Source organism: Stenotrophomonas sp. YJH_SMC_25 (assembly GCF_059369595.1).
In genome coordinates this window covers 59,055-84,094 of the sequence record NZ_JCAFSV010000013.1, presented here as the reverse complement: position 1 = coordinate 84,094, position 25,040 = coordinate 59,055, and the positions used below count along the sequence as shown (strand labels likewise).

The following is a 25,040-nucleotide window of genomic DNA, read 5'->3' as shown; positions in this document are numbered from 1 at the left end:
CCGATCAGGGCGCGGCGTTGGCGCCAGGGCGCACGTAGTAGGACTGGCCGCTGTCATCGACGAACATCAGCTCCGGCTTGCCCTGCCAGGAGGTGAGCATGGCGCCGGTGTTGTTCTGGTGCTTGACCATCAGGCTGGCGCCGCGATCCGGGTTGGCGACGACCTTGAATACTTCGGTAGTGCCGGTGGCATCGTCGAGGGTGAGCAGGGCTTCGCCGCCGCGGTCGCTGGTGCCATAACCACCACGCTCGGAACCGTCGGGGCCGAGCAGGATCAGGCCAGACAGGGCGGTGGCGCGCGGCCCCTGGGTGCGGCCCTGGCTGAGCGGGTCGGGGACCGGTGCGCCGAGGATCACCCGCGGCTGGCCGCTTGCATCGTGGATGACCAGGCCGCGTGCTTCGATGATGCGCTGTGGCGATTGGCTGCGATGCAGGTTCCAGGCGGTCCAGCCGGAAACAAGCAGGGCGAGGGTGGAGACCACCAGGGTGGTCAGCAGCAGCGCACGGGGCATCGGGTGGTCCTTCCTTGGATGTGCCGACGATAGCGGATGCAAAAGGGGATGGGTAGAGTCGACTGTCAGTCGACTGCTGTTCGATCAGATCACGGAGATTCCCGCGCTGGCGCGCGCAAGTCGACTGACAGTCGACTCTACCTCTACCTGGTCGACATCACCCAGTGGCCGTTACGCGGTGATTCCCGGCGTCAGTGGAAATCGCGGCTGTGGCTGCGCAGTCCTTGCAGCAGCTCATCCAGGCAGTGCATGCGCTGCACGATGACATGCTGCACACCATCGACGCGTTCCAGGCGGCCATCGATCTGCATCAGCTGGGTATCGACCAGCACCCGGTGCTGGCGATCGGCCACGTGCCGCCAGACCACGGCGTTGACCATGCCAGTCTCATCTTCGAGCGTGAGGAAGGTGACGCCGCTGGCGGTCTGCGGGCGCTGGCGCATGCGTACCAGGCCGGCGATACGCACGCGACGGCCATGACCGTGGTCCACCAGCTGTGCGGCATCCAGACAGCCACGGCTGCGCAGCTGCGCACGCAGGAATGAGATCGGATGGCGGCCGAGGGTGGTGCCGGTGCTGCGGTAATCGGCCTGCATGTCCTCCCAGGCGCTGGGCAGGGGCAACGGCACGCGGGCTTCGGCGGTGGCGCGGGCCTGGTCGAACAGCGGCAGCCGGTTTTCCACGCCGGAGATATCCCAGCGTGCACGATGGCGATGGCCACTGAGCCCACGCAACGCACCGGCATCGGCCAGCAGGCCCTGCTGGCGGCGGTCCAGGGCGGTGCGCTGGCACAGGTCGCCGACATCGTCGAACGGGCGCCGCGCACGTTCGCGCATGATGGCCTGCACGGCGGGCTCGTTGCAGCCATCGATCAGGCGCAGGCCGAGCCGGATCGCGGCCGCGCCCCTGCTGAAATCCAGGGTGCAGTCCCAGTCGCTGTGGCGCACGTCCACCGGCAGCACGCGGATGCCATGCCGGCGCGCGTCCTGCAGCAGCTGGTCGGGGCTGTAGAAGCCCAGCGGCTGGCTGTTGATCAGGCTGGCGGTGAACGCGGCGGGGTGATGGCATTTCAGCCAGCAGCTGTTATAGGTCAGCAGGGCGAAGCTGGCGGCGTGGCTTTCCGGGAAACCGTAATCACCGAAACCCTTGATCTGCTCGAACAGGTGCTCGCCGTATTCGCGGCTGAAACCGTTCTTGAGCATGCCGGCCAGCAGCTTCTCGCGATGCGGTTCCAGGCCGCCACGGCGCTTCCACGCCGCCATCGAGCGGCGCAGGGCATCGGCCTGGCCCGGCGTGTAGCCGGCCGCTTCCACCGCCAGCTGCATCACCTGTTCCTGGAACAGCGGCACGCCCAGCGTGCGTGCGAACACGCGTTCCAGCTGCGGTGGGTAGAGCGGGTTGTCCGGGTCGTTCAACGCGTCCGGTCCCTTTTCGCGCAGGATCCGGCGCCGCTCCAGATAGGGGTGCACCATGTCGCCCTGGATCGGGCCAGGGCGCACGATCGCCACCTCGATCACCAGGTCATAGAACGTGCGTGGCTGCATGCGCGGCAGCATCGCCATCTGGGCGCGCGATTCGATCTGGAACACGCCGATGGTGTCGGCGGCGCAGATCATGTCGAAGGTCTTTGCATCCTTGGGCGGGATCGCATCCATGCGTCCTTCATGCAGGCCGTGCTGCTTCAACATCGCCAGGCATTTGCGGATGGCGGTGAGCATGCCCAGCGCCAGGCAGTCGACCTTCATCAGGCCGGTGGCATCCAGATCGTCCTTGTCCCACTGGATGACGGTGCGGTCGGCCATCGCCGCGTTTTCTACCGGCACCAGGGTCGACAGCGGATGCTCGGAGATGACGAAACCACCCGGATGCTGAGACAGGTGGCGTGGGAAGTCGATCAGCTCGGCGGTCAATGCCAGCAGCCGCCGCATCAAGGGTGTGTCCGGATCGAAACCGCGCTCGCGGAGGGTTTCCGGCAATGGGATGTTGCCGCCCCAATGATCCATTGCCGCGCCCAGTTCGTTGACCTGGTCCATCGGCAGGCCGAGCGCACGGGCGACGTCGCGGATCGCGCTGCGGCCACGGTAGCTGATTGCTACTGCGGTCAGTGCGGCGCGCTCTCGGCCATAGCGCTTGAACACGTACTGCAGCACTTCCTCGCGGCGCTCGTGCTCGAAGTCGATGTCGATGTCCGGCGGCTCATTGCGCTCGGCGGAGATGAAGCGTTCAAACAACAGATTGCTGCGCGCAGGATCGATCTCGGTCACGCCCAGCACAAAGCACACCGTCGAATTGGCCGCCGAGCCACGCCCTTGGCAGAGGATGTCCTGGCTGCGGGCGAAGCGCACGATGTCATGCACGGTAAGGAAGTAGGAGGCGTAGTTTTTCTCCCGGATCAACGCCAGCTCATGTTCGATCTGCTTGCGCTGTGCGTCCTTGATCCCTTCTGGCCAACGCCAGGGAATCTTTTCTTCGACCAGCTCGCGCAGCCAGCTGTCCGGGTCATGCCCCTCCGGCACCAGCTCGCGTGGATAGGTGTACTGCAGCTGTTCCAGGGTGAAGTGGCAGCGTTCGGCGATGCGCAGGGTCTCGGCCAGCAGTTCGGGCGGATACAGCTGGGCCAGCGCGGTACGCGGGCGCAGGTGGCGCTCGCCGTTGGGGAACAGGCGCCAGCCGGCTTCGGCCACGCTGCAGCGGTGGCGGATCGCGGTCAGCGTGTCCTGCAGGGCGCGGCGGCGTCGCACGTGCATGTGCACATCGCCACTGGCGACCAGCGTCAGGCGGTGGCGTTCGCCGAAGGCCTGCAGCTGCTGCAGGCGGCGTGCGTCGTCGTGCTCGTGGTGCAGTTCCACCGCCAGCCACAGCCGATCATTGAAGCCGGCGCGCAGCAGTTCCAGGTCGGTGGCGGCCGGTTGCCGGTCCAGCCACAGGCACAGCAGGCCGTCGGGCAGGCCGAGCAGGTCCTCGCGCAGGAAACGGTACTCGCCTTTGGCCGCGCGCCGCCGACAGGTAGTGATCAACTGGCAGAGCCCGGCATAGGCGGCCTGGTCGGTGCACAGCAGGGCCAGCTTGGGTCCGTCCTCGACCTGGAATTCGGCGCCGACGATCAGCGCCACGCCATGCGCCTTGGCCGCCTGCCAGGCACGCACGATGCCGGCCAGCGAGCATTCGTCGGTGATCGCCAACGCGCGGTAGCCCTGGCCGGCGGCGCGCGCGAACAGCTCTTCGGCGATCGAAGCGCCACGCTGGAAACTGAAGGCCGACAGGCAGTGCAGTTCGGCGTAGCCGGGCAGTTCGCTGTGCATGGCGGCTCAGCCGAACCAGCCGTGCAGCATCCACGGCGCATGCGGATCGTTGCGCTCACGGAAAGCCCAGCCGCGCTGGCCGTGTGCGGTTTCCACCACGTAGTAGTCGCGGCGCGCGTCGGCCTGGTCCCACCAGCCCGATTCGATCCGCTCCGGCCCGGTGACGATGCGCAGCCGCGGATCACGCAGCGGTTGCGGGGTATCCAGCAGCCAACCGGGGCGCAGCGGCCAGTACGACGGAGGCTTGGCCGCGGGCTGGGTGCCACTGGCGCGTTCGGGGCGATGGTCGGCCTGCACCGCCAGCGGTTGCACGGCGTCATCGCCCAGCCGCGCCCGCAGGCGCTCGCGCAGCTGGTTCCAGGGCATCGCCTGTGCCGGCCGGGTATCGAACAGGTCACGCGCGGCGGGCACGAACGGTGGCAGCTGTTCGGCCTGCAGGCGCAGTGCGCGGCTGCCGGCCGGCAGGGCGAACGCTTCCATGCGGTTGCGCGCGATCTCGAACAGCAACGCGGGATCGCGTTCCGGTGCCAGCAGGCCGATGGTCAGCACGCTGGCCGGCAGCAGATCGTGCTCGAAATGCAGGTCGAAGCGCTGCACGCCGCCATCGCGCGAACACAGGAACGCGGCCAGGTCCAGCAGCAGGCGACGCAGCGGGAACAACAGGGCCTGGCTGGATTCGATCTCGTACTCAAATTCGATGCGTGCATCGAAACGGTCCGGTGGCTGGTAGTAGCGCAGTGGCGCGGTGGGTAGCCCACGCAGTGCATCCAGCTGCTGCAGGACCTCGGGGGCAAAGCGCCGGGCCAGGCTGTCGCGCGGCAGCTCGAGCACTGCGCCCAGCGTGCGCAGGCCGGAGCGGCCGAGCACCGTCACCGCTTCGTTGGGCAGGCCGCAGCGCGGCAGGGGCAACTGCGCCAGCGCCGCCGGCAGTTGCTGTGCATCGATGCCGAGGCCATCGTGGACGTTGGCCAGCACGCGCGCGGCATGTGGGGTAGGTGCGGCCACCAGACGGTGACGGAAGCCGAGTTCGTGCAGTTCGTTGCGCAGCCGCTGCTGGATCGTCAGCCAGTCACCGAACAGGGCGCGGCTGGCGCCGATCTCCAGCACCAGTGCATGCGGGAAATCGAGGCTGACCTGCGAGCTGTAGGCGTAGGCCCAGCTGGCCAGCAGCTGCCGGGTGTGCTGTTCGGCGTTGGGATCGTAATCGTGCAGGTGCATGTCCTGCACCAGCACCTGCGCAGCCGACAGCAGCATGCCCGGGCGCAGCCCCGCTGCGCGTGACGACGGGCTGACCGCACGCAGTACGCGACGCTGTGCCGGCCCCTGCAGCAGCACCAGTGGGCGCTGCGGATCCGGCTGCAGGCGCAGCACGCTGTCCAGCGCCAGCTGCGGCAACAACAGGCAGGCCCAGTGCATGGCGCGGCCTCAGTGGGCGATGGCCAGCGGCAACGGCTGCGCCGGCGGCAGGCCGCCTCGGCACTTCAGCACCCGCACCTGGCCGTGGTCGAGCTGCAGGCGCAGGCTGGCCGGAGAGGGATTGCGCGCCGCCTGCGCCTCGCGGAACACGAAGCCCAGGCACTGGCCGCTGTCGGCGGCCACCTGCAGGCGGCGCAGGGCGCGGTCGTCGGCCTGGTGCGGCCAGCACAGCACCGCCGCGCAGGCGGCAGAGCGCAGGCACTGCTCGGTGGCCCAGAGCGCCTGTTTCGGCGCTGCGTGGATGATCTGCAGCTGGGCCAGGTCCAGCCCGGCTGCCGCCCAGGCCGGGGCATGCGGGCGATAGGGCGGGGCGACCAGCACGATCGGGCGGTCGCGCAGGCTCAGCTTGGCCAGCGCCGGCCAGACCAGCGCCAGCTCACCCACCCCGGGCGCCGCCTGCAGTACCTCGCACAGCCCGCTGGTGGGCCAGCCACCGCCGGGCAGGCGTGCGTCCAGTGCCGGGTGGCCGCTGGCCAGGTGGTCGCTGGCCGGCCCCTGGCGGGCCGGGCCGCGCCACAGCTGGCGCCCGTCCAGCAGCCGGTCGAGGGCGACGACGGCACCCATCAGCCGGCCCTCCAGGGGAGGCGCCGGGCGGGCTGGAAACGGCAGGAACGGGCGGAAACAGCGGGCATGGCGCGAGTATCGACGGGCCGGTATCAGGGGCTGAGACCAGACATGCTACTCGTCTTGTGAGTAGAATTACTAATGAAATCGGAGGGTCCGGTTTCAGGTTGCTGAAGGGGTAAAGGAGTGCCGACCAAGGTCGGCACCCACAGGCCCTGGTTACGGGCGTACCGGCAGCGCCACCGGGCGCAGCGGCGCGGCATCGCCGCCGCGGATCTTCAGCGGGCCGCCGATGAAGGCGAACTCGTAGACCTTGTCGCGGGCCAGTTCGTCCAGCGCCACCAGCTCGATGATCGGCGCGCCCTGCTGGGCCAGCAGGTAGGTGTGCAGCGGCACGTAGTCGTCGGACACCTCCGAGGGGAAGGTCTCGAAGCTGAGGTTGTCGGCACCGACGATCATCGCGCCGCTGTCCTCGACCAGGAAGCGTGCCGCGTCCAGACCCATGCCCGGCGGGTTGGCCATGTAGGCCTTGGGCTGTTCGAACAGGCGCATGCGGCCGGTGCGGATCAGCACCACGTCGCCCTGCTGCAGTTTCACCTTCTGGCGTGCCAGCGCATCCTTCAGGTCCTGGCGGGTGACGCGGTAGCTGTCAGGCAGCATGTCCACGCCCTTGGCGGCGGCCACGTCGATCAGCACGCCACGCGCGATCAGCGGCGGGAACTTCTCGATGCCGGTGACATTCCAGCCACGATCGCCGAGGTGCTTGTCGGCCTCGAAGCCGTTCCAGATCTTCCCGTGGATGCCGAAGTGGTTCAGCGCATCGATGTGGGTGCCGGTGTGGCTGTACATCGAGAATGCGGTGCCGGTGTAGCTGCGGGTGAGGTTCATTGTTTCGCCCACGCCCATCGGGTCGTCCATCACCGTGCCGCGCGGGGTGTGGGTCATCCAGAACTGGTAGTGCGGGTCGCCGGCATCCTGCCAGCTGGGCATGCCGACGTAGTATTCGGTGGCCAGGTCATAGGCCTTGCCGCCACTGACCCGTGACAGGATCGCCGCACGCGAGGCTTCGGTGATCAGGTTGAGGCGGCCGATCTCGTCCTTCGGCCCCCAGGGGCTGGTGCCGACCTGCTGGCCGGAGGGAACGCGTTCGTGTGCGGACACGGTGGTGGACGCGGCGGTGCCGGCCAGCAGCAGGGCCAGCGCGGTGGCCAGGGTACGTGGGGTCATGGGGAATCTCCTTGCAGGGTGGGGGAGGGTGCGGCTCAGGCCGCGACCAAAGGCGCCAGGGCCTGGCGCAGGTGTGGCAGCGGCAGGGTCTGCAGGCGCAGGCCGTTGCCGCCGATCACGGTGGGTATGGAACGGATGCCGAGGGCAGCGGCTTCGGCACGATCGGCCTGCACGCGCTGGCGTACTGCGTCGCTGCGCATGTGGTCAGCGAAGGCGCCACGTGGATGGCCCAGCGATTCGGCGATATCCAGCAGTACTTCGGCGTCGCCGATGTTGCGGTGCTGGTGCAGGTGCGCCCATTGCACGGCATCAAACATCGCGCCATGGGCGTCGTTGCCACCGAGCATGCCGGCGGCCTGGCAGGCCAGTGCGCCGAGCCAGCCGGACGGATACTCGAAGTCCTGTGCGCGCATGCCTTCGATATCGATGCGCGCGGTGTCTTCATGCGCGGCGCAGTCGGTCCAGTGGCGCAGGATGATCGCCTTGGCGCGCTCCATCGAGCCGAACACCTCGACCATCTGCGCGCGCGAGTCCTGCAGCACGAAGCTGCGGTGGCGCACCTGGATGCCGAGTTCGGCCGAGACCTGCTGCAGGCGCGGGGCCAGCACGAAGCACCAGCCGCAGACCACGTCGTGGAAGAAATCGACCACCGGCGCGGCGGTGGCGGGGGAAGGAACGGAAGACATCTGCCTGCCATCGGTGAGAGGGGAGGCGGCAGATTAGGCAGCGCGGCGTGGCCGAAACAGCACGCCGCGGGCAGCTCAGTTTTCGCTGGCGGTTACGAATCCAGGCCGGCGCAGCCGGGCAGCTCGGCGTGCAGGAAATCGATGAAGGCACGCACCTTGGGCTGCAGGTGGCGCGAGGTCGGGTAGACCGCATGCACGAAGCGCGGCGGATAGCGGTGGTCGGGCAGCACCTGCTGCAGTTCGCCACGGGCCAGTGCGGGTGCCGCCAGGAACGAGGGCAGGGCGCCGATGCCCATGCCGGCCACCAGCAGGTCGCGCAGCAGCAGGCTGTTGTTGACGGTGACGCGCGCTGGCAGGGTGATCGTCACCTGGCCATCGGGGCCGAGCAGCGGCCAGCTGCCCGGTGAGTCGGACAGGCTGTAGGCCAGCACGCTGTGCGCCTGCAGATCGTCCACCGCCTGCGGTGCCGGATGCTGCCGCAGGTAGGACGGGGCCGCGCACAGCACCTGCTGCAGCGACGCCAGCCGGCGCGCCACCAGGCGTGAATCATCCAGCTCGGCACGCAGCCGCAGCGACACATCGAAACCCTCACCGACTGCATCGAGCAGGCGATCTTCCATCACCAGGTCCAGCGACAGCTGTGGATGCTGCTGCAGGAAGCGCGGCAGCAGCGGCGACAGCGTGCTCAGTGCGAACGACTGCGGCGCATTGACGCGCAGGCGCCCGGCTACGTCGCCGCGCTGTTCGGCGATGCCACGTTCCAATGCGTCCAGCTCGTCGAGCAGGCGGCAGCATTCACGGTAATAGGCGTGGCCGGTCTCGGTCAGGCTCATGCGCCGCGTGGTCCGCTGCAGCAGTACCACGCCCAGATGCGCTTCCAGCGTGCGCAGCTGCTTGCTCAGGCCGGCGGGCGACATGCCCAGGTCTTCGGCAGCGCGGGCCAGCCCGCCGCGTTCGACGATGCGGCGGAAGGCACGCATCAGGTTGAAGGAATCCATGCCGGCCCCGGGCGCGATGAGGGCGCCATTGTAGAGCCGCGCCATGCGTGGATGTGGGAAACGCGGCGCCGACCAAGGTCGGCGTCTACCCGGTGCGCGCGGGTTGCGCTGTTTGTTCAAGCCCGTAACCGGCATGCCACGCCAGCATGCAGGCCCCTCACTTTCCGGGTTGCCCATGAAGCACTGGATGCTCCGCCTGTATGCCCCGCTGTTCCTGCTGGGCTTCGTTGCCACTGCCGTCGTCTGGGTCGGCCATTGCCACGGTGATCCGTTGTGGCTGCTGGCCTTGCTGGCGGCCGCCATCGCGCTCTCGTTCGCCGCCGAGCGTGCCTGGCCGTACGACCCCGCGTTCAACCACGACCACGGCGACAGCCTGCGTGACACCCTGCATGCACTGGTCAACGAAAGCCTGAACCTGCTGTCGATCGCGGCGGTGCCGCTGCTGGCGGCAATCATTCCGTGGCAGTTGTGGCCGGTGCAGTGGCCATTCGCGCTGCAGGTGCTGCTGGCCATCGTCTGCGCTGATCTCGGCATCACCCTGGTGCACTACGCCAGCCATCGCATCGGCTGGTTGTGGCGGCTGCATGCGGTGCATCACAGCGTCACCCGCATGTACGGCTTCAACGGGCTGATGAAACACCCGCTGCATCAGGCGGCCGAAGCGGTGGGCGGCGTGCTGCCGCTGCTGCTGTTGGGCCTGCCGATGCCGGTGGCTGCGGTGCTGGCTTTCGCCATTGCCATCCAGCTGCTGCTGCAGCACTCCAACGTGGACATGCGTCCCGGCGTGCTCGGCCGGGTGATGGCCTGGGCGCCGCTGCACCGCTTCCACCACATGCGTTACGGCACCGCGGGCGACGTCAACTTCGGCCTGTTCCTGACCGCCTGGGACCATCTGCTGGGGACCGCCTTCGATGCGCCGGGTTATCGGCTGCAGCAACGCGACCTTGGCATCGGCAGCCAGCCGGACTATCCGCGCGATTATCCCGGGCAGCTGCTGGCGCCGTTCCGCGAACTGCCGCATGGCGAGGTGCCGGAGTTGCCGGAAGGCCTGCGCAGGCGCGAATGATTGAACATGTCAGGCCGCGTGCAGCTGCAGGCCCTGCAGCTGCGCGGCACCGATGCCGAACATGCGGCGCAGGCTGCGCGAGAGATGGGCCAGATCGGCGAATCCAGCGGCATGCGCACTGTCGGTCAGGTTGTGACCGCTCAGATGATGCATCAGCGCGCGGCGCAACCGTTGCCACAGCACCCAGCCGCGCAGGGTCACCGCCAGCTCGGACTGGAAACGCCGGTGCAGCTGGCTGGTCGAGAGGTGCGCGGCTTCGGCAATGTCGGCAGCCGGCACCGGGCCGGGCAGGTGCTGGGCAATACGGGCCAACGCCGCCTGCACGCGGCGGTCCAGCGGCTGTGGGCGGCTCAACCGTGGCAGCCAGTCGTGCAGTTCCATCGCAGTGCCGGGCAGCGAGTGCAGGTGCTGCTGGATCTGTTCGAGGTCGGCATGCGCCGGCTCAAGGAACACCGTACAGCCCGCTTCCGGCGCCGACAGGATCGCGTGCGGCTGGAAGGACGGCAGCCACAGCCGTTGGCCCTGCTGCCGTACGCCATCGACTTCGACCTGCCAGGGCGTACCGTCGCTCAGCAGCAGTTGATGGGCGTAGTGCGCATGTACGCTGCTGTCACCGGCATGGCCCTGCAGCACCGCCACGTGAGCATCCAGCAGCAGCGTGCCATTCCAGGGCAGGGCGAGGGAGGACATGGAGGGATTGTAGATCCACGTCATACATGGATGAATCTCCATCGAAATCGATTAATTCGACGATTGATCGAAGAGCATCCACGCATGGCGTGGATCTACTGCAGATTGCGGCGAATTGTCGAAGGCGGGGTGGGTCCGGTTGCGGGGGCGTGAGCGCCATGGATGGCGCGACCGAGGCTACATGGACGTACTTGCGCCGTCCCCCGCAACCGGACCTACCCCGCCACCCCACAGGAGCCCAGCTTTTGCTTCTGCTGTTGCATTGGCCGTTGCCTCTGCGGGTGCCGGGCGCAGCCCGGCCGTGCGCACCCTCACCGGCCGTGCGGATCCGGCCGGTGATGCACGTACTCGACCACCGTGCCATCGGGATGCACCGCGTTGAACGCCGCCCCAGTGGGTACCACCTGCAACGGGAAAATGATCTCGGCGCCCGCCGCCACCAGCTTGTCGTGATAGGGCCGAACATCGTCGACCAGCAGCGTTCCCGTGGTCGAAGTGAACGGCGCCAGCGCCGTCTCGCTGCCCTCGATCAACAGGAACGCACCGACCATCGCCAGACGCAGCCCGGCCTCCGGAAACGGGAACCCCGCATCGGCCACCACGCCCTGCAGCTGCTCGTAGAAGGCCACACTGCGTTCCAGCTCACCGGGTGCCACGAACACCCGGATCAGCACGCGCGGCGCGCGCTGGCTGGAGGTGTCACAGCGGTCGCGCCAGAGATGGTCGAAGTCGCGATGGACGGTCATGGGCTCGGTTCGTGGCCAGGGACCCTCATTATCGGCAGCCTCGCGCGGCGCGCTGATGACCGCCGGTGATGGCCTGATAACCGCTGGCCGGGTTGCCCCTGTGACTTAGGTCCTGTTGACAGGTGTGAACGCCCTCGCACAATCTTCACAGGATTGGGTCGCCCTGCGCGGCCCGGGCAGGCAGGTTGTCACGCCGGGAGGAGGGTCCCGCGCGCAGACCGGCTCGTCCATCGGCCTGCGGGACGTTGCCTGGCAACCCCTGCGCGGCATGAACGCTGCACCCTTCGGCGGCACTTTCCCTGGACCGATTGCCTTGGCAACGGAATTACGCCTGCCGATGAAAACGTTTACAAAGCCGCTTGCACTGTCCTTGGCCCTGTCTGCCGTACTGGCCGCCCCGGCCTGGGCCGACCCCGCCGCGTTCACTGTGCTGACCCTGGAACAGGCCCCGACCGCCGAGGCGATGCCGGCCCTGGCCGCCCAGCTGAAGACCCTGCAGGTGGACGCGGTGAGCGTGCGCCAGGTGCAGCGCGGCATCGGCCAGGTCGATCCGCTGCAGGTGCTGGCCGACGGCCTGGGCTACGCGTACCGCTTCATTGCTGCGGGCAAGGACGATGGCCAGACCCAGCGCGGCCAGGCCGTGCTGACCCGGCTGCCGATCGCCGCTGAATCCGGCCCCGACCAGCCGGGCCTGAACTACCTGCGCCTGGACGACGGCCGCCACACCGTGGCGGTCTATACCGATGCCGGTGCAGGTGCAGCGCAGCTGCCGGCACTGGTCACCCGTTCGCGGCTGGGTGCACCGGCGGTGCTGCTCGGCGCGGTGGCTGGTGAATCGGCCAAGGCCGCAGGCTTCGATCCGGCGCGTGTGGCGCTGGAAGCCGATGTCAGCTATTTCAGCGACGGTTTCCAGGCCGCCAGCAGTGCGCCGTTCAAGGTGGCCGGCAGCACGCTGCGCGCCACGTTGCTGACCCTGGCCTATGCCGCCGACAAGCACGGCGACACGCCGTGGATGGACACCACCCTCAACGCCGATGCACGCGCTGCGCTGCTGCTGAAGGCGATGACCGAGGATGAGAAGTTCCAGATGCTGCACAGCTACTTCGGGCTGGGCAAGGACGGTGGCCCGTTGCCGGAAGGCGCGGTCGGTTCGGCCGGTTTCGTGCCGGGCGTGGCACGGCTGGGCATTCCGTCGCAGCAGTCGGCCGATGCCGGCGTCGGCGTGACCAATCCGGGTGGCATCCGCCCGGGCGATTTCGCCACGGCGATGCCGTCGGGCCCGTCCACCGCATCGAGCTGGAACCGTGAAGTCGCCTTCGCCGGTGGCGCCACGATGGGCCGCGAGGCATGGCAGCAGCGCTTCAACATCCTGCTGTCGGGCAGCGTCAACCTGCAGCGCGACCCGCGCAACGGCCGCAACTTCGAATATGCCGGTGAAGATCCGCTGCTGGCCGGCTCGATGGTTGGCGCGCTGATCCAGGGCGTGCAGAGCCAGCACGTGATCTCCTCGATGAAGCACTTCGCGCTGAACGACATGGAGACCCGCCGCAACTTTCACGACGTGCGCATCGGCGAACAGGCCATGCACGAGTCGGACCTGCTGGCCTTCGAGATCGCGCTTGAAGCCGGTCGCCCCGGCGTGGCGATGTGCTCGTACAACAAGATCAACGGCACCTACGGTTGCGAGAACGGCTACCTGATGAACCAGGTGCTGAAGCAGGAATGGAAGTTCCCCGGTTTCGTGATGTCCGACTGGGGCGGCGTGCACAGTGGTTCGAAGGCGGCGCTGGCTGGCCTCGATCAGCAGTCGGCCGGTGAAGTGTTCGACGCGGCGGTGTTCTTCGACGAACCGCTGCGCCTGGCCGTGCACGGCGGCGTAGTGCCGCAGGCGCGCCTGAACGACATGGTGGCGCGCATCCTGCGCACGATGTTCCTGCATGGCAACTTCGACAACCCGCCGCAGCACCAGAAGGTGGATGCCGAGGCCGGCTTCGCCGTTGCCCAGCGCACGGTGGAAGAGGGCAGCGTGCTGCTGCGCAATGAGGGCAACCTGCTGCCGCTGGCCGACAGCGTGAAGCGCATCGTCATCATCGGCGGCCATGCCGACAAGGGCGTGATCGGCGGCGGTGGTTCGTCGATGGTGGGTGTCACCGCCAAGGGCACCAATGCGGTGCCGGGCGTGATGCCGACCACCTGGCCGGGCCCGGTGATCTTCCACCCGTCCTCGCCGCTGGAATCGCTGCGTGCGGCGCGCCCGGACGCGACCATTGCGTATGTGGACGGGACCAATGCCGCCGCTGCGGCCAAGGCCGCCGCGCAGGCCGACGTGGCCATCGTGTTCGCTACCCAGTGGGCCGCCGAATCGGTGGACCTGCCGGACATGCAGCTGCCGGACAACCAGGATGCCTTGATCTCGGCAGTGGCCAAGGCCAACCCGAAGACCGTGCTGGTGCTGGAAACCAATGGCCCGGTGCGCACGCCGTGGCTGGCGCAGGTGCCGGCGATGCTGCAGGCCTGGTACCCGGGCATCCGCGGTGGCGAAGGCATCGCCGCGCTGCTGACCGGCCAGGTCAATCCGTCGGGTCGCCTGCCGGTGACCTGGGTGGTGGATGAATCGCAGCTGCCACGCCCGCATATCGACGGCCTCGGCTTCATGCCGGCCAAGCCGTTTGGTGATGTGTTCGATTTCGATATCGAAGGCGCCAACGTCGGCTACAAGTGGATGGCGGCCAAGGGCCTGACCCCGACCTTCGCCTTCGGCCACGGGCTGTCCTACACCTCGTTCACCTATGAAAATCTGAAGGTGAGCGTGGAGGGCTCGCGCCTGGTCGCCAGCGTCGACATCCGCAACACCGGCAAGCGTGCCGGTGCCGACGTGGCCCAGCTGTACCTGAAGCTGCCGGCCGGCAGCACCACGCCGATCCGCCTGATCGGCTATGACAAGGTGAACCTGCAGCCGGGCGAACAGCGCCGCATCCGCATCGAAGCCGAGCCGAAGACCCTGGCCCACTACGATGCACAGGCGCGCCAGTGGAAGATCGACGGCGGCACCTACCAGGTGCAGCTGTCGCGCAACGCCGCCGAGCCGCTGCAGACGGTGGACGTGCGGCTGGTGGAGCAGGTGCTGCGCTGATGCCTGAAGACACGGCCCGCACAGGGCCGTGTCTGAAAAAGGGGACGGAGGGGATTAAGTCGCTTATGCACAAACGACTTAATCCCCTCCGTCCCCTTTTTTCATTTGCCAAACCACCCGCGCAGGAAATCGATCAGCTGCCGCACCTTCGGTGAGGGCTGCGTGCTGTGCGGGTAGACCGCGTATACGCTCTGCTGCGGGAAGCGGTGCTGGCGCAGCACCGGGCGCAGCCGGTCCTGGGCCAGGTCGTCCTCGATCAGCCAGCGTGGCAGCACGGTGACCCCGGCGCCGGCCACGGCGAAGGCACGCAGGCTGCTGGCACCATCTACGCGCACCACCGCATTGCCCGGGTTGGTGGCAAACAGGGCGTCGCTGCCATCCGGCGCCACCACCGGCACGTCGGCCAGGCGTGGGTAGCCCAGGCGGGGCAGGGTGCCCAGCTGCACGGGGTCATCGGCAGCATCGGCAGAGGGCAGGCGTGCCAGTAGGGACGGAGCCGCCACGGGGCACAGTGGATGGCGTTCCAGTTCGCTGGCGTGCAGGCCCGAATCGGGCAGACGGCCAAGACGGATCGCCAGGTCGAAGCGCTCGGGAATCAGGTCCGCCGGCGCGGGAGACGTGGACAGGTGCAGCTGCAGCGCCGGGTGCCGCGCACGGAACGCCTCCAGCGCAGGAATCAAGCGTAGCTGCGCGTACTCCGGGGTGGTGGTCAGGCGCAGCACGCCCTGAAGCTGGTGCTGGTCGCGGCGCGCGGCATCGATCGCTGCCTGTGCGGCATCCAGCGCCTGCACGCAGTGCTGCAGGAACTGCTCGCCAGCGTCCGTCAGGGCCAAGTGGCGGGTACTTCGCAACAGCAGGGTCACGCCCAGCTCCTGCTCCAGCCGCTTCAGGTTGAAGCTGACCACCGCGCGGCTGAGGCCGAGCCGATCAGCTGCTGCGGTGAGGCTGCCGGCCTCGACCACGGCGCGGAAGATATCGAAGCGATCGAGGCTGACCATGGCAATTCATTGTCAAAGTGGATTTGACAGTGTTGCAGTTGCTGTCGTGTTTTTCCAACAAGGCCCGCACGGCATGCTGGCCGCTTCCCTGCTGGAGCGCCGCCGATGCCGTCCCCCCGCCTGCGCCATGAGGCGATCTTCCTGCTGGCGTTCGCCCTGGATCTGGTCAACATGTTCATCGCCACGGTGGCCTATCCGGCACTGGCAGCGGAACTGCACGCTGATGTCGGTACCCTGGCCTGGGTGGGCACCGCCTACATGCTGGGCCTGAGCGTGGTGATTCCGCTGGCGCCTTGGTTGGCCGCGCGCTGTGGTGAGCGTCGCCTGCTGCTGGTGGCGTTGCTGTTGTTCGCGGTTGCCGCTGTGCTGGCCGGCGCCGCACCGGGTATCGGCTGGCTGCTGGGCTGGCGCCTGCTGCAGGGGCTGGCCGGTGGCCTGCTGATTCCGGTGGCACAGGCGGCAGCGTACCGACAATGCACGTCCGACCAGCGTGGCGCGCTGACCCGCCGCATCCTGCTGGTGGCGCTGCTGGTGCCGGCACTGGCGCCCGCGCTCGGTGGGCTGCTGGTGCAGTGGTTGTCCTGGCGCGGTGTGCTCTGGGCCAGCCTGCCGCTGGCCGTGGTGGCGATCGGGCTGGTGCTGGCCTGGATGCCGGCCGATGGCGCGCGCAGTGCGCCGCGCCTGCAGGCCTATGCGCTGTCTACCGCGATGCTGGCGCTGGGCGCGTTGCTGCTGGCGCTGACCTGGCTGGGTGAACCCGGCCATCGGGCCGCCGGTGCCGTAATGCTGTTGATCGCAATGCTGTTGGCGGCGGCCCACCTGCGGCATGCACGGCAGCAGACGCAGCCCCTGCTGCGCTGGTCGCTGCTGTCCCATCGGGGCCTGCGCCTGGCGATGCTGGTCTATCTGGCAGTGCCCGGTGTGTTCATCGGCAGTCAGCTGGTCAGTACCCTGCAGCTGCACCAGGCCGGTTACAGCGCGGCACGCATCGGCGGGTTGATGCTGCCCTGGGCGCTGGCCTCGGCCATTGCGATCACGGCCAGCAAGCGCCTGCTGGCGCGCTTCGGCCCGGCCACGGTACTGCGTGCGGGCATGCTCCTGCAGGCCAGCGGCCTGCTGTTGATGGCGCTGCTGCCGCAGCCGGCCTTCGCGTTGGCCGGGCTGCTGTTCGCGCTGATGGGCGCCGGCGGCAGCCTGTGCAGCAGCACCGCGCAGGCGCTGGCGTTCCACGGCGTGGAGGGCGAAGCGCTGGGCGATGCCAGTGCCCTTTGGAACCTCAACCGTCAGCTCAGTTTCTGCCTTGGTACTGCCGCCATTGCGCTGTTGCTCGCATTGGCCATGCAATGGCTGCCGGCCCACGCCACCGGCATGGCGCTGGGTCTGGCCGCGGTACTGACCTTGCTGCCGATGGCGCTGCTGCGCTGGCCGCAGTTGCTCACCCTTTCGCAACCGGAGAACACTTGATGGCTACCACCGCAGAACATGAAGTCCACCACCTGCACGACAAGCTGCAGGCCTGGTTCCGTGCCGATGTCGGCGCCGATGCGCTGGACGATCTGATGGCGCATTTCTGCGCGGACTTCAGCATGGTCGGCATCGCGGGTCGCAGGCTGGACCGGAATGCCGTGCAGGCACTGTTCGCGGGTGGTCATGGCGCGCGTCCAGGGCTGCAGATTTCCATCGAAGCCGTGCAGGCGGTGGATGCGCTGTCACCGCTGGCGGTGCTGCGTTATCGCGAAGGGCATTCGCTCGATAGCGGCCAGCTCACATGGCGCGAATCGTTGGCCGTGCTGCGGCGGGAGCAGGGTCGCTGGCGCTGGTTGGCGCTGCACGAAGTGCCGATGGCCTGACCGGTAGTGCCGGCCGCTGGCCGGCAACCGCGTAACGCGCCCCAGGATCATGAAGTTGCCGGCCAGCGGCCGGCACTACCGGTCGTTGGCGAGCGCGGCGGCACCGCGGGCACATGTGCCATCAGTCCTGCCTGCATCCGCCGCAGAATGCAAAGCCCGCCCACACCTCACGGCTCGAGGCAGGAGTAGGCTTGAGGCTTTCCTGCCGGGAGGGGTTGTCCATGCGTGTGCGTGCCGTCGCTGTAGCCATTGCCCTTTGCCTGTCCAGCACCGTGCTGGCCGCCGATACCCCGCCGATGACCCCGGACATCAGCGGCAAGCCCTTCGTTGCCCCCGATGTCGGTCGTGACTACGACAAGCGCGTGGTGATGGTGCCGATGCGTGATGGCACCAAGCTGTATACGGTGATCGTGGTGCCCAAGGGCGCCCGCAATGCCCCGATCCTGCTGACCCGCACGCCCTACGATGCCGCTGGCCGCGCCAGCCGCAGTGATTCGCCGCGCATGCGCGACCTGCTGCCGCAGGGCGACGAGGTGTTCGTCGACGGCGGTTACATCCGCGTGTTCCAGGACATCCGTGGCAAGTACGGCTCCGAAGGCGATTACGTGATGACCCGGCCGTTGCGCGGGCCGTTGAACAACACCAAAGTCGACCACTCCACCGACGCCTGGGACACCATCGACTGGCTGGTGAAGAACGTGCCGGAGAGCAATGGCAAGGTCGGCATGCTCGGCTCGTCGTACGAGGGCTTCACCGTGGTGATGGCGCTGACCGACCCGCATCCGGCGCTGAAGGTGGCCGCACCGCAGAGCCCGATGGTCGATGGCTGGATGGGCGACGACTGGCTCAACTACGGTGCGTTCCGCCAGGTCAACTTCAACTATTTCGCGATGCAGACCGAGAAGCGCGGCAAGGGTACGCCGCTGCCCAGCCTCGGCTATGACGACTACAGCACTTTCCTGCGGATCGGTTCGGCTGGCGACTACGCGCGCTTCACCGGCGTGGACCAGCTGACCTGGTGGAAGAAGCTGGTCGAGCACCCGGCCTATGACGGCTTCTGGCAGGGTCAGGCGCTGGACGCGGTGATGGCGAAAACACCGTTGAAGGTGCCGACCATGTGGCTGCAGGGCCTGTGGGACCAAGAGGACATGTGGGGCGCCAACCACGCCTACCAGGCAATGGAAGGGCGCGACAGCGGCAACAACCGCAATTACCTGGTGATGGGGCCGTGGCGGCACAGCCAGGTGAACTACAGCGGCAGCGAACTGGGCGCGCTGAAGTTCGACGGCGATACCGCGCTGCAGTTCCGCCGTGATGTGCTCAAGCCGTTCTTCGACCAGTACCTGGTGGATGGCGCGCCGAAGGCCGACACGCCGCCGGTGCTGGTCTACAACACCGGCGAAAACCACTGGGATCGCCTGAAGGGTTGGCCGCGCAGCTGCGACAAGGGCTGTGCTGCCAGCAGCAAGCCGTTGTACCTGCGGGCCGGCGGCAAGCTGGCATTCCAGGCGCCGGCGGCGGGCGAGGGCGACTTCGAGGAGTACGTGTCCGACCCGGCCAAGCCGGTGCCGTTCGTGCCGCGTCCGGTCCGCTTCGGTGACCGCGACATGTGGACCACCTGGCTGGTCAAGGACCAGCGCTTTGTCGATGGTCGCCCGGACGTGCTGACCTTCATCACCGAACCGCTGACCGCGCCGCTGCGCATCGGCGGCGCGCCGGTAGTGCACCTGCAGGCCTCGACCAGTGGCACCGACAGTGACTGGGTGGTGAAGCTGATCGACGTGTATCCGGACCAGGAAGCGTCGACGCCGGAGATGGGTGGCTACGAGCTGCCTGTGTCGCTGGCGATCTTCCGTGGCCGCTACCGCGAAAGCTTCAGCGATCCGAAGCCGCTGGCGGCGAACCAGGTGCTGCCGTACCGCTTCGGCCTGCCCAATGCCAACCACACGTTCCAGAAGGGCCACCGGGTGATGGTGCAGGTGCAGTCCAGCCTGTTCCCGCTGTACGACCGCAACCCGCAGACCTACGTGCCGAACATCTACCTGGCCAAGCCAGGCGATTACCAGAAGGCCACGCAGCGGGTCTGGCACAGCGCGGCGCAGGCGAGCTACATCGATCTGCCGGTGTATTGAGGCGGAGAGGATGACGCCGGGCATAGCCCGGCAGCACGTGTAGTGCCGGCCGCTGGCCGGCATCCGCGATGGCGCAGGAGCGTGTCGACCAAGGTCGACACCTACCAAGGCTGGGCCATGGCACTTCGATTCAGGCGGCTGCGGTAGTGCCGGCCGCTGGCCGGCATCCGCGATGGCGCGGGAGCGTGTCGACCAAGGTCGGCACCTACCAAGGCACCTCACCCCACCTTCGAGGGGCCCGTGCGCCAGCGGCTGGGGACCAGGCCGAAACGCTTGCGGAATGCCGCGGCGAAGTTGCTGGGGTGGCGGTAGCCGCTGGCGGCGGCGGCCTGCTCGACCGTCCAGCCGTCCTCGCGCAGGCCCTGTTCGGCGTGGCGCATGCGCTGCTCGTGCAGGTAGTCGAACACCGAGCAGCCGTACTGCTGGGCGAAATGACGGCGCAGCGAGCTGGGGCTCATGCAGGCCAGCTGGGCCAGCTCGACCAGGCTGTGGGCGTGGCTGGGGTCGTCATGCAGGTAGGCACGCACGCGCTCCAGGCGCTCGCGCTGGCCGGCCCGCAGCGTTCGTACAGGGTCGGTCTGCAGATCCTCGGCCTTCAGGCCAACGGCCAGCAGCTGCAGAGCAACGCCCTCGCGCCACAAGGCGTCGATGCCATCTTCCCATGGGCTGTCGAACAACTGGCCGAGTACCGGCAGCAGGGTATGCGGAATGGCCCAGTGGCGGCATTCCAGGTGGCTGTTGAGCGCGGTCTCCAGCTGCGGCAGATGGAACAGATCCGGATCGATCTGGCCTGGCACCATGACGCTGACGCCGCGCATGCGCGTTTCGCCGGGATGCGCACCGGTCATCTCGACCTGCTCGCGGTGGTGCGCGGTCATCGCGGTGCCGGCGCGCAGGGTGAAACCACCGCGTCGCGGAATGCGCACATCGACCTGGCCCTGCAGCATCACGCGGATGGCCAGGCCGGGACTCTGCTGGGCGGTCGCTACATAAGGAAAGCGATTATGGACGTCGGAGGCGATCAGGCTCATGCCGCCGCGCAGGAACTGCTCGTTGACCTCGCCATGGCCGGCCCACTGGTCGTCGCGCAGGTGTTCCGGGTCAGCGCGGTAATCGAAGCCATGACGGTGGCCGAAGCGGCGGTAATCGGCAAAAGTGAAGTATCGGGACATCGCTCGGCACGTACTTTGGAGGTGGACGCTGGCACTACCTCGCCCACGCGCTCTGCAACGCAGATGCGGATCCGGTCGTTACCCGCGCAGGCATGCTGGGAAGCAGTGGCGTGGGCACTCTGGATGGCTAGGGAAACGCCAGGTTGAATGGAGTGTGTCGAAGAAACTGGAAACGTTTCCCATTGTCGCCTCGATTCGCGCGCTTTTGATTCCAATAGGGTCAAAACGATTGACGATTACGGCCAAAGTGAGAATGCCGCCGAGCATACGCCGGCGTTTTGCATTCATATCCGTACGTAATTCCATACATCAACTTGAGTTGAGGTTTCATGGCTGGAACGATCACCCGTAGACGCGGTGTCAGCCAGGCCATCACAGGCACGCGCGTAGGGTGGGGTAGTTGGCTGCTGCAGGCCACTCCGATACCCCCACTGATGGAGAACGCAGATGATTGATTACCAACTCACCGGCAAGACCGCGATCGTGACCGGCGGCGTGTCCGGCATTGGTCTGGCCGTGGCGCAGACCCTGGCGGCGTCCGGCGCGCGGATCTCGGTCTGGGACCTGAAGCAGGATGCGGTGGATGCCACCGTGGCGCAGTTGCGCGATGCCGGTGCACAGGCGATTGGCATCGCGCTGGACGTCACCGACGACGCAGCGGTGGAGGCGGCGGTGCAGCGCACGATCAAGGAACTCGACGGCCTGCATGTGGCGGTCAACAACGCCGGTATCGGCGGGCCGGCCGCCAGCAGCGGTGACTATCCGATTGATGGCTGGCAGCGGGTCATCGACGTCAACCTGACCAGCGTGTTCCTGTGCCAGCGTGCGCAGATCCGGGCAATGCGAGCCGCTGGAAGCGGCGGCAGCATCATCAACATGGCCTCGATCCTGGGCCAGGTGGGGTATGCCGGTTCCACCGCTTATGCGGCGGCCAAGCACGGCGTGGTCGGGCTGACCCAGACCGCCGCCTGGGAACATGCCGCCGACGGCGTTCGTGTCAACGCGGTCGGCCCGGGCTTCATCAGCACACCGCTGCTGGAGAAGATGGACCCGAAGGTGCGCGCCACGCTGGAAGGCCGTCACGCCTTGAAGCGGCTGGGTACGGCCGAGGAAGTGGCGGCGCTGGTGGCCTGGCTGGCCAGCGACGATGCGTCGTTCGCGACCGGCGCGTACTACGCCATCGATGGTGGCTACCTGGCGCAGTGAGCGAATGCGGTCAGTAGATCCACGCCATGCGTGGATGAATGCGTGCGGTGAAGAAGGCGTGCCATCGCCTTCACCGCCGTCCCACGATCGCCGCGCGACGCTCCGGGAAAATTCCGGAGCTTTCCCATGGAACTTACCCAGGATGTCTCGATCCTGCTGCGCGTTGCCGCAGCGATGCTGTTCGGCGGCGTGCTCGGCGTCGAGCGCGAGATGGGCAAGCACGCCGCTGGCCTGCGTACGCACATGCTGATCGCAGGGGCCGCCGCGTTGATCGTCGGCCTTGGCGACTCGGTGGCCGAGCATTTCCAGCAGGAGCGCTACCGCGACCTGCTGCAGGTTGATCCGGTGCGCCTGATCGAAGCGGTGGTGGCCTGTGTCGGCTTCGTTGCCGCTGGCACCATCCTGCGTGGGTCACGCGAGGACCAGGTCAGCGGCCTGACCACGGCCAGCTCGCTGATCATGGCAGCGGCCATCGGGATTGCGGTGGGGATCAGCAAGTACGTGATCGCCATCGGGGTGAGCGTGCTGTGCGTGCTGGTGCTGGCGGTGATGCGGCGGCTGGAGAAACGGATCTCGTAGGGGAATCTCGAATTGCCGGCCAGCGGCCGGCACTACCATGCGGACTAAATGGTCGGACCAATATGGCATCTAGCCCTATGGTCTAATAGGTTCCTCGCCGGAGTGGCGGTTAAATCCGCTGTAAGTGGTCTGATCGAAACCATTATTGGTACGACCAATAATCGACAGCCACGGCGATCCACCGCCTGCGGTGGGGCACCTTCCGCATCCAGTCGAGAGTCTTCATGCAGCCCTGGCAACACCTGTACGACCCCGCCGGCAACCTGTGGTTGTCGAGCCTGATCGCGCTGCTGCCCATCGCGTTCTTCTTCGTTGCCCTGGCCGTGCTGCGCATGAAAGGCTGGCTGGCCGGCACGATCACCGTGGCCATCGCGCTTGGCGTGGCCCTGCTGTTCTACCGCATGCCGCTGAGCCAGGCGCTGGGTGCGGCCGGCTTCGGCTTCGTCTACGGCCTTTGGCCTATTGCCTGGATCATCATCGGCGCGGTGTTCCTCTACAAGGTCTCGGTCAAGACCGGTCAGTTCGACATCATCCGCGCTTCGATCCTGTCGGTGACCGAAGACCAGCGCCTGCAGATGCTGATGGTCGGCTTCGCCTTCGGTGCCTTCCTGGAAGGCGCGGCCGGTTTCGGTGCGCCAGTGGCGATCACCGCGGCATTGCTGGTCGGGTTGGGCTTCAAGCCGCTGTATGCCGCCGGCCTGTGCCTGATCGTCAACACCGCGCCGGTGGCGTTCGGTGCAATGGGCATTCCGATCATCGTGGCCGGGCAGGTCACCGGCCTGGATGCCTTCGAGATCGGCCAGATGGCCGGCCGCCAGCTGCCGTTCCTGACCGTCATCGTGCTGTTCTGGATCATGGCGATCATGGATGGCTGGCGTGGCATCAAGGAAACCTGGCCGGCGGTGCTGGTGGCCGGTGGCTCCTTCGCCATCGCGCAGTACCTGACCTCCAACTTCATCGGTCCGGAACTGCCGGACATCACCGCCTCGCTGGCGTCGCTGGTCTGCCTGACCCTGTTCCTGCGCCGCTGGAAGCCGGTACGGATCTTCCGCTTCGATACCGAAACCAGCGCCGAGGCGACCGCACAGGCACTGGAGGCGCCGCGCTACAGCGTCGGCCAGATCGCCAAGGCGTGGTCGCCGTTCCTGATCCTCACCGCGATGGTCACGCTGTGGAGCATCAAGCCGTTCAAGTCGCTGTTCGCGGCAGGCGGCCCGCTGGAAAGCTGGGTGCTGAAGCTCCCGGTGCCGGGCCTGGACCAGAGGGTGCAGAAGATGCCGCCGATCGTGGACGCGCCGCTCAGCTATGAGGCGGTCTACAAGTTCGACTGGTTCTCGGCCACCGGCACCTCGATCATCCTCGCGGCGGTGATCGCGATCATCGCGCTGCGCATGCCGGCCCGGTCGGCGCTGCAGACCTTCGGCGAAACCGTGCGTGAGCTGCGCATGCCGATCTACTCGATCGGCATGGTGCTGGCCTTCGCGTTCATCGCCAACTATTCGGGCCTGTCGGCAACGCTGGCGCTGGCACTGGCGCACACCGGCGACGCCTTTCCGTTCTTCTCGCCGTTCCTGGGCTGGCTGGGCGTGTTCCTGACCGGCTCGGACACCTCGTCCAATGCGCTGTTCTCGGCGCTGCAGGCGACCACCGCACAGCAGATCGGCGTGTCCGACGTGCTGCTGGTGGCGGCCAACACCACCGGCGGCGTCACCGGCAAGATGATCTCGCCGCAGTCGATCGCCATTGCCTGCGCGGCGGTTGGCCTGGCCGGCAAGGAATCGGACCTGTTCCGTTTCACGGTCAAGCACAGCCTGGTCTTCACCACCATGGTCGGCCTGATCACCCTGGCCCAGGCCTACTGGCTGACATGGATGATTCCCTGAGCCATGCCGCGCGGCCTGACCCCCTGTTACGCGCTTCGGGCCACAATGGCGCCATGAGCACGCAACGTATCTCGGACAAGGTGGCCGCACAGCTGCGCGGCCTGGTGCAGGAACAGCGGCTGCAGCCGGGCGACCGGCTGCCGGCCGAACGCACCCTGGCGGTGCAGCTGGGGGTCTCGCGAACGGCGTTGCGCGAGGCCATCGCGCAGCTGGCCAGCCAGGGCCTGCTGACCGCACGGGTCGGTGGCGGCACCTACGTGGCCGAACCGGCGGCGCGCGCGCGGCAGGCGCTGGATGAACCGCTGGCGCCGTACCTGCCGCTGTTCCAGGGCGACCCGGAATACCGCTTCGACGTGCTGGAGATCCGCCACGCGCTGGAAGGTGCCACCGCCTGGCATGCGGCGCTGCGAGCCACCGACGAGGACCGCACGCGCATCGCGCAGGCCTTCCAGACCATGATGGACGCGCACGGCAAGAACGACCCCACCGGTGAAGCGGAGGCCGACGCGGCCTTCCACTTGTCCATTGCCGAGGCCTCGCACAACCTGGTGCTGCTGCAGGTGATGCGCGGACTGTTCGAGCTGCTGCAGACCAACATCTCGCAGAGCCGCGAGAAGCTCTATACCTCGGCGAGGACCTTCTCGCCGTTGTCCGACCAGCACCGCGAGATGATGGACGCGGTGCTGGCCGGCGACCCCGAACGCGCGCGCGCCGCCGCGCATGCCCACCTCGAGTTCGTGCACACCACGCTGCGCACGCTCGATGACAACGAAGCCCGGCGTGCGCGGGCCTCGCGTCTACCTTCCCCACACGGTTGACCC

General features: G+C 67.6%; 20 protein-coding genes. 9 read left to right on the top strand and 11 right to left on the bottom strand.

Annotated elements, in window-relative coordinates; all coding sequences use genetic code 11:
* Window positions 1–4 precede the first annotated feature (4 nt).
* The 7 genes from AC5P7E_RS16850 to AC5P7E_RS16820 all read right to left on the bottom strand — a co-directional run bounded on the left by AC5P7E_RS16850 (window position 5) and on the right by AC5P7E_RS16820 (window position 8,809).
* Window positions 5–511, bottom strand: a complete 507-nt coding sequence (locus AC5P7E_RS16850) for a hypothetical protein (RefSeq protein WP_005410054.1) — start codon at window positions 509–511, stop codon at window positions 5–7.
* A gap of 191 nt (window positions 512–702) precedes the next feature.
* On the bottom strand, window positions 703–3,813 hold the full coding sequence (locus AC5P7E_RS16845) for an error-prone DNA polymerase (RefSeq protein ID WP_114619056.1): 3,111 nt from the start codon (window positions 3,811–3,813) through the stop codon (window positions 703–705).
* A gap of 6 nt (window positions 3,814–3,819) precedes the next feature.
* Window positions 3,820–5,229, bottom strand: coding sequence for a Y-family DNA polymerase (locus AC5P7E_RS16840; protein WP_114619057.1), 1,410 nt, complete (start codon window positions 5,227–5,229; stop codon window positions 3,820–3,822).
* Between the two features lie 9 nt (window positions 5,230–5,238).
* Entirely contained in the window at window positions 5,239–5,853 is a 615-nt protein-coding gene (gene imuA, locus AC5P7E_RS16835; RefSeq protein WP_005413787.1) for a translesion DNA synthesis-associated protein ImuA, read from the bottom strand.
* A gap of 219 nt (window positions 5,854–6,072) precedes the next feature.
* On the bottom strand, window positions 6,073–7,080 hold the full coding sequence (locus AC5P7E_RS16830; RefSeq protein WP_005410050.1) for a cyclase family protein: 1,008 nt from the start codon (window positions 7,078–7,080) through the stop codon (window positions 6,073–6,075).
* Between the two features lie 35 nt (window positions 7,081–7,115).
* Entirely contained in the window at window positions 7,116–7,766 is a 651-nt protein-coding gene (locus AC5P7E_RS16825) for a DsbA family oxidoreductase (RefSeq protein WP_012480588.1), read from the bottom strand.
* Between the two features lie 92 nt (window positions 7,767–7,858).
* The gene (locus tag AC5P7E_RS16820; RefSeq protein ID WP_181453421.1) at window positions 7,859–8,809 is read right to left on the bottom strand and encodes a LysR family transcriptional regulator; all 951 of its coding nucleotides are present in this window, start codon (window positions 8,807–8,809) and stop codon (window positions 7,859–7,861) included.
* 142 nt (window positions 8,810–8,951) lie between these two features.
* On the opposite strand from AC5P7E_RS16820, the gene AC5P7E_RS16815 reads away from it, so the two are divergent.
* Window positions 8,952–9,830, top strand: coding sequence for a sterol desaturase family protein (locus AC5P7E_RS16815; protein WP_223846425.1), 879 nt, complete (start codon window positions 8,952–8,954; stop codon window positions 9,828–9,830).
* Between the two features lie 9 nt (window positions 9,831–9,839).
* Here the strand turns inward: AC5P7E_RS16815 and AC5P7E_RS16810 are convergent, their stop codons facing one another.
* Window positions 9,840–10,544: an AraC family transcriptional regulator gene (locus AC5P7E_RS16810; protein WP_114619058.1), complete on the bottom strand. Its 705-nt coding sequence runs from the start codon at window positions 10,542–10,544 to the stop codon at window positions 9,840–9,842.
* 287 nt (window positions 10,545–10,831) lie between these two features.
* On the bottom strand, window positions 10,832–11,266 hold the full coding sequence (locus tag AC5P7E_RS16805; RefSeq protein WP_005410044.1) for a VOC family protein: 435 nt from the start codon (window positions 11,264–11,266) through the stop codon (window positions 10,832–10,834).
* 337 nt (window positions 11,267–11,603) lie between these two features.
* Between AC5P7E_RS16805 and AC5P7E_RS16800 the strand changes: the two genes are divergently transcribed.
* Window positions 11,604–14,399, top strand: a complete 2,796-nt coding sequence (locus AC5P7E_RS16800; RefSeq protein WP_114619059.1) for a beta-glucosidase family protein — start codon at window positions 11,604–11,606, stop codon at window positions 14,397–14,399.
* A gap of 101 nt (window positions 14,400–14,500) precedes the next feature.
* On the opposite strand, the gene AC5P7E_RS16795 is transcribed toward AC5P7E_RS16800, so the two are convergent.
* Entirely contained in the window at window positions 14,501–15,397 is an 897-nt protein-coding gene (locus tag AC5P7E_RS16795) for a LysR family transcriptional regulator (RefSeq protein WP_062607268.1), read from the bottom strand.
* Between the two features lie 105 nt (window positions 15,398–15,502).
* On the opposite strand from AC5P7E_RS16795, the gene AC5P7E_RS16790 reads away from it, so the two are divergent.
* The 3 genes from AC5P7E_RS16790 to AC5P7E_RS16780 all read left to right on the top strand — a co-directional run bounded on the left by AC5P7E_RS16790 (window position 15,503) and on the right by AC5P7E_RS16780 (window position 19,379).
* Window positions 15,503–16,861, top strand: a complete 1,359-nt coding sequence (locus AC5P7E_RS16790) for an MFS transporter (RefSeq protein ID WP_088430773.1) — start codon at window positions 15,503–15,505, stop codon at window positions 16,859–16,861.
* The gene (locus AC5P7E_RS16785) at window positions 16,861–17,247 is read left to right on the top strand and encodes a DUF4440 domain-containing protein (protein WP_088430775.1); all 387 of its coding nucleotides are present in this window, start codon (window positions 16,861–16,863) and stop codon (window positions 17,245–17,247) included. The genes AC5P7E_RS16790 and AC5P7E_RS16785 overlap by 1 nt, the downstream gene beginning before the upstream one ends.
* 221 nt (window positions 17,248–17,468) lie before the next feature.
* Window positions 17,469–19,379, top strand: coding sequence for a CocE/NonD family hydrolase (locus tag AC5P7E_RS16780; RefSeq protein ID WP_062607261.1), 1,911 nt, complete (start codon window positions 17,469–17,471; stop codon window positions 19,377–19,379).
* A 218-nt stretch (window positions 19,380–19,597) separates the two neighbouring features.
* Here the strand turns inward: AC5P7E_RS16780 and AC5P7E_RS16775 are convergent, their stop codons facing one another.
* Window positions 19,598–20,551: a helix-turn-helix transcriptional regulator gene (locus tag AC5P7E_RS16775; protein ID WP_005413776.1), complete on the bottom strand. Its 954-nt coding sequence runs from the start codon at window positions 20,549–20,551 to the stop codon at window positions 19,598–19,600.
* A gap of 447 nt (window positions 20,552–20,998) precedes the next feature.
* Between AC5P7E_RS16775 and AC5P7E_RS16770 the strand changes: the two genes are divergently transcribed.
* The 4 genes from AC5P7E_RS16770 to lldR all read left to right on the top strand — a co-directional run bounded on the left by AC5P7E_RS16770 (window position 20,999) and on the right by lldR (window position 25,037).
* Window positions 20,999–21,757 carry an SDR family NAD(P)-dependent oxidoreductase gene (locus tag AC5P7E_RS16770; protein WP_114619060.1) on the top strand — a complete coding sequence of 253 codons (759 nt, stop codon included), beginning with the start codon at window positions 20,999–21,001 and terminating at the stop codon, window positions 21,755–21,757.
* A gap of 126 nt (window positions 21,758–21,883) precedes the next feature.
* Window positions 21,884–22,336 (top strand): MgtC/SapB family protein, encoded by a 453-nt coding sequence (locus tag AC5P7E_RS16765; protein ID WP_005413774.1) that lies wholly within the window; start codon window positions 21,884–21,886, stop codon window positions 22,334–22,336.
* A gap of 224 nt (window positions 22,337–22,560) precedes the next feature.
* Entirely contained in the window at window positions 22,561–24,219 is a 1,659-nt protein-coding gene (gene lldP / locus AC5P7E_RS16760; RefSeq protein WP_114619061.1) for an L-lactate permease, read from the top strand.
* 53 nt (window positions 24,220–24,272) lie between these two features.
* The gene (gene lldR / locus AC5P7E_RS16755; RefSeq protein WP_005410034.1) at window positions 24,273–25,037 is read left to right on the top strand and encodes a transcriptional regulator LldR; all 765 of its coding nucleotides are present in this window, start codon (window positions 24,273–24,275) and stop codon (window positions 25,035–25,037) included.
* Window positions 25,038–25,040 lie beyond the last annotated feature (3 nt).

Bases quoted from the DNA above. Each gene is read 5' to 3' on its own strand.
- AC5P7E_RS16850 (WP_005410054.1), bottom strand. From the start codon at position 511: ATGCCCCGTGCGCTGCTGCTGACCACCCTGGTGGTCTCCACCCTCGCC.
- AC5P7E_RS16845 (WP_114619056.1), bottom strand. From the start codon at position 3,813: ATGCACAGCGAACTGCCCGGCTACGCCGAACTGCACTGCCTGTCGGCC.
- AC5P7E_RS16840 (WP_114619057.1), bottom strand. From the start codon at position 5,229: ATGCACTGGGCCTGCCTGTTGTTGCCGCAGCTGGCGCTGGACAGCGTG.
- imuA (WP_005413787.1), bottom strand. From the start codon at position 5,853: ATGGGTGCCGTCGTCGCCCTCGACCGGCTGCTGGACGGGCGCCAGCTG.
- AC5P7E_RS16830 (WP_005410050.1), bottom strand. From the start codon at position 7,080: ATGACCCCACGTACCCTGGCCACCGCGCTGGCCCTGCTGCTGGCCGGC.
- AC5P7E_RS16825 (WP_012480588.1), bottom strand. From the start codon at position 7,766: ATGTCTTCCGTTCCTTCCCCCGCCACCGCCGCGCCGGTGGTCGATTTC.
- AC5P7E_RS16820 (WP_181453421.1), bottom strand. From the start codon at position 8,809: ATGGCGCGGCTCTACAATGGCGCCCTCATCGCGCCCGGGGCCGGCATG.
- AC5P7E_RS16815 (WP_223846425.1), top strand. From the start codon at position 8,952: ATGCTCCGCCTGTATGCCCCGCTGTTCCTGCTGGGCTTCGTTGCCACT.
- AC5P7E_RS16810 (WP_114619058.1), bottom strand. From the start codon at position 10,544: ATGACGTGGATCTACAATCCCTCCATGTCCTCCCTCGCCCTGCCCTGG.
- AC5P7E_RS16805 (WP_005410044.1), bottom strand. From the start codon at position 11,266: ATGACCGTCCATCGCGACTTCGACCATCTCTGGCGCGACCGCTGTGAC.
- AC5P7E_RS16800 (WP_114619059.1), top strand. From the start codon at position 11,604: ATGAAAACGTTTACAAAGCCGCTTGCACTGTCCTTGGCCCTGTCTGCC.
- AC5P7E_RS16795 (WP_062607268.1), bottom strand. From the start codon at position 15,397: ATGGTCAGCCTCGATCGCTTCGATATCTTCCGCGCCGTGGTCGAGGCC.
- AC5P7E_RS16790 (WP_088430773.1), top strand. From the start codon at position 15,503: ATGCCGTCCCCCCGCCTGCGCCATGAGGCGATCTTCCTGCTGGCGTTC.
- AC5P7E_RS16785 (WP_088430775.1), top strand. From the start codon at position 16,861: ATGGCTACCACCGCAGAACATGAAGTCCACCACCTGCACGACAAGCTG.
- AC5P7E_RS16780 (WP_062607261.1), top strand. From the start codon at position 17,469: ATGCGTGTGCGTGCCGTCGCTGTAGCCATTGCCCTTTGCCTGTCCAGC.
- AC5P7E_RS16775 (WP_005413776.1), bottom strand. From the start codon at position 20,551: ATGTCCCGATACTTCACTTTTGCCGATTACCGCCGCTTCGGCCACCGT.
- AC5P7E_RS16770 (WP_114619060.1), top strand. From the start codon at position 20,999: ATGATTGATTACCAACTCACCGGCAAGACCGCGATCGTGACCGGCGGC.
- AC5P7E_RS16765 (WP_005413774.1), top strand. From the start codon at position 21,884: ATGGAACTTACCCAGGATGTCTCGATCCTGCTGCGCGTTGCCGCAGCG.
- lldP (WP_114619061.1), top strand. From the start codon at position 22,561: ATGCAGCCCTGGCAACACCTGTACGACCCCGCCGGCAACCTGTGGTTG.
- lldR (WP_005410034.1), top strand. From the start codon at position 24,273: ATGAGCACGCAACGTATCTCGGACAAGGTGGCCGCACAGCTGCGCGGC.